Annotated in this window: 3 protein-coding genes; 1 reads left to right on the forward strand and 2 read right to left on the reverse strand. The window is 47.1% G+C overall.

The window, feature by feature from the left end; all coding sequences use genetic code 11:
- Positions 1–265 precede the first annotated feature (265 nt).
- Entirely contained in the window at positions 266–1,144 is an 879-nt protein-coding gene (gene rsmH / locus IM477_RS04195; RefSeq protein WP_287728975.1) for a 16S rRNA (cytosine(1402)-N(4))-methyltransferase RsmH, read from the reverse strand.
- Between the two features lie 28 nt (positions 1,145–1,172).
- On the reverse strand, positions 1,173–2,684 hold the full coding sequence (gene ilvA / locus IM477_RS04200) for a threonine ammonia-lyase, biosynthetic (protein WP_287730652.1): 1,512 nt from the start codon (positions 2,682–2,684) through the stop codon (positions 1,173–1,175).
- 310 nt (positions 2,685–2,994) lie between these two features.
- Here ilvA and IM477_RS04205 point away from each other — a divergent pair, with 310 nt between their 5' ends.
- Positions 2,995–3,225: a hypothetical protein gene (locus IM477_RS04205; RefSeq protein WP_287730653.1), complete on the forward strand. Its 231-nt coding sequence runs from the start codon at positions 2,995–2,997 to the stop codon at positions 3,223–3,225.
- Positions 3,226–3,369: the final 144 nt, after the last annotated feature.

Here is a 3,369-nt window from a genome sequence, read left to right on the forward strand (position 1 = left end):
ACGGGCGAAGCATTCGGATAGAAAATCTACGGTTTCACCGATAGGTTATTGCCCGAATGCTTCGCCCCTACAGGACGCAATCGCCGCTCAAGATGCCAGGTTTTGAAGCACGATTCTCTCAAAATCTTGCACCTGTTTCGCTCGTAAAGCCACAAAATCCTTACCTTGCCTACATTTCACATTTATTCAGCAAGCCCTAATTTGGTATTGACAAACGACTCCCCAAAACCAGAGAGTTTGTACCTCACCATTAAGATAACTGCTATCAGATAACCTCTGATTCGATCTTTTGGGCTATTCTTAGTTTAGCCGAACGAGAACGAGGATTTTTAGCTTGTTCTTCTCGGCTGGGGATAATCGGCTTTTTCGTGATAATTTTCAAGGAATTATCTTCGCGAAAGCCATACTTGATCAGACGATCTTCTAGACTATGAAAACTGATCATAGCGATAATTCCCCCGGATTTTAGCCAGTGGGGGGCTTGATGTAACAATTTTTGCAGAGAATCTAATTCTTGGTTAACAGCGATGCGTAGGGATTGAAAAACCCGCGTTGCCGGATGAATACGTCCATAACGGTAACTAGCGGGTACAGAACTAGCGATGACAGCCGCTAATTCAGTAGTGGTAGTAAAAGGACGTTTTTGGACGATCGAGCGAGCAATAGGACGAGATAAACGTTCTTCTCCGTATTGATAAAAAAGATCCGCTAATTCTTTTTCCTGCCAATGGTTGATAATATCGGCTGCCGTTAGGGATTGACAGCGATCCATCCGCATATCTAAGGCTGCCGTGTGGCGAAAACTAAAGCCGCGCTCGCTCTGATCGAATTGGGGAGAACTGACTCCTAAATCGGCGATAATGCCATCAAAACTGCTATTTTGTCCATTATAATCGGCGAAGTTCCCCCACCAGAGGGTTAAACGGCTATCTAGATAGGGGGCGAGACTAATTTTAGCGGCTTCTAGGGCGCTTTGATCGCGATCGATGGCGGTTACTGTCGTTTCGGGATGAGCTTCTAAAAGCAAGCGGCTGTGTCCACCACCGCCTAGGGTAAGATCGAGATAATGCCCCCCGGGTTGAATATTTAAACCCGCGATTAATTCTTGACTCAAAACGGAAATATGGGGAAAATCTTGATTCATCTGCTGATAACTTCCTGAAAATGGCGATTTAACCTAAAAATAACTGATAGGCCGGATTTTGACTTTCATCCCAATAGCGATAGCCGAGAGTATCGAGAAAAGCTTGCCATTGATTCATTTCATCGGGGGGGACCTGTATGCCCACGACGATACGCCCGTAATCGGCTCCGTTATTGCGATAATGGAAAACGCTGATATTCCAGTGGGGACTCATGGAAGCGACAAATTTCATTAAAGCCCCCGGTCGTTCGGGAAACTCGAAGCGATAAAATAATTCATGATCGGCTAAATGCGATCGCCCTCCCACCATGTGGCGCAGATGCAATTTAGTCAATTCATCATCGCTAATATCGAGGGTTTTAAAGCCGCAAGCTTCAAAACTCTCGGCTAATTTCTTGGCATCGGTGCGATTTTCGATCTGGGCGCCGACAAAAATATGTGCTTCTTTTTCATCGGCAATGCGATAACTAAATTCGGTTAAATTGCGTTTGCCGACACATTCGCAAAAACGCCGTAAACTGCCCGGTTGTTCGGGAATAGTAACAGCATACAACGCCTCGCGCCGTTCCCCTAATTCTGCCCTTTCCGCCACAAACCGCAGACGATCAAAGTTCATATTCGCCCCACAAGCCACAGCAACGAGGGTTTTATCCTCAATTCCTTCTCTTTCTACATAAGCTTTCGCTCCTGCTACCGCTAACGCCCCCGCAGGTTCTAAAATCGAGCGTGTATCTTGAAAAACATCCTTAATCGCCGCACAGATATCATCCGTATCCACTAGGATAATCTCGTCCACATACTGCTGACAGAGACGAAAAGTCTCCTCTCCCACCTCGCGCACCGCCACCCCATCGGCAAATAATCCCACTTGCGCTAAACGCACCCGATAACCGGCTTTTAGGGATTGATTCATCGCGTCTGAGTCCACAGGTTCCACCCCGATAATTTTAATTTCTGGGCGTAAACGCTTGACATAGGCTGCAATACCTGATATTAAGCCACCGCCACCAATAGCGACAAAAATCGCCTCGATCGGTTGCTGATATTGTCGTAAAATTTCCATACCGATCGTACCCTGGCCGGCGATTACCTCCGGGTCATCGAAGGGATGGATAAAAGTTAAGCCTTTTTCCGCTTCTAACTGCCGCGCGTAGGTGTAGGCATCATCGTAGGTGTCACCGTGCAGGACGACAATCCCGCCCCGGGCTTTTACCGCGTCGATTTTGACTTGCGGAGTGGTGACAGGCATAACGATAATCGCTTGGGTTCCCAATTGCCGCGCCCCCAAAGCGACTCCCTGGGCATGATTTCCCGCCGAAGCAGCAATTACACCTTTTTGTAACAAATCCCTTGACAAATGCGCCATTTTGTTGTATGCGCCGCGCAGTTTAAAAGAGAAAACCGACTGCATATCCTCGCGCTTGAGTAAAAGCTGATTGTGCAAGCGTTGGGAGAGATTGGGGGCAAGTTCCAAGGGGGTTTCTTGGGCGACATCGTAAACCCGTGCGGTGAGGATTTGAACCAGGTAATCGCAGTACATTATTCTTTTTTGGCGGTGGGGATTGGCGAGTTAGGCTAGGATACAGAATAGATCATCGTCAGTCCGGTTAGCAATAAAGAGCTATCAGCTGTCAGCCGTCAGCTTTTTGCTCTGTGTTCCCTACTTCCCACTTCCCACTGATGTAACCTCTCAATAACTGCTGGAAGCTGTCGCGAACAAAAATCAAGGTCGTGTAGGGGTTGCTATGAGGGAGAAAATCTGGTTTAACACAGATAGGAGGATTGCCACAGAGAGCCAAAGGAAAATTGAGAAAGCCCTCCGCCAAGAAGTAGATAGCTGACAAAACCTCGTGAGGAGCCTGACTGAGCAACTCCAACAACAACAAGCCATCATTGACCAACTCTCTCAACAGCTAAAAAAGCAGCAAGAACGAACCGCCCAACTGGAAGCCCAACTCAGAGAACAGAAAAAGCTCAAAGGCCGACCGAAGATAAGAGCCAGCCAACTCAACGAAAAAACCCCGGCGTTGCTTAATCAAGGTATGAATGCTAATTTTGCATATATCAAAAAGTCAGTTTGAGCCTGAGTTTTAAAAAATGTAGATGCATTGACATCCTCACCGCCGTAAACGGACGGTGATTCCCAAACCTCACGATTTAGGTTTCTGCTTCTTTCCCGAAGGATTTTTCGCACCTGCCTTAACAGATTTACTCTGTTCTGGTCT

This window comes from Microcystis sp. M090S1, assembly GCF_020246295.1.
GTDB classification, from domain to species: domain Bacteria; phylum Cyanobacteriota; class Cyanobacteriia; order Cyanobacteriales; family Microcystaceae; genus Microcystis; species Microcystis aeruginosa.

Excerpts from the sequence above, each read along its gene's own strand:
- rsmH (WP_287728975.1), bottom strand. The coding sequence starts at position 1,144 with ATGAATCAAGATTTTCCCCATATTTCCGTTTTGAGTCAAGAATTAATC.
- ilvA (WP_287730652.1), bottom strand. The coding sequence starts at position 2,684 with ATGTACTGCGATTACCTGGTTCAAATCCTCACCGCACGGGTTTACGAT.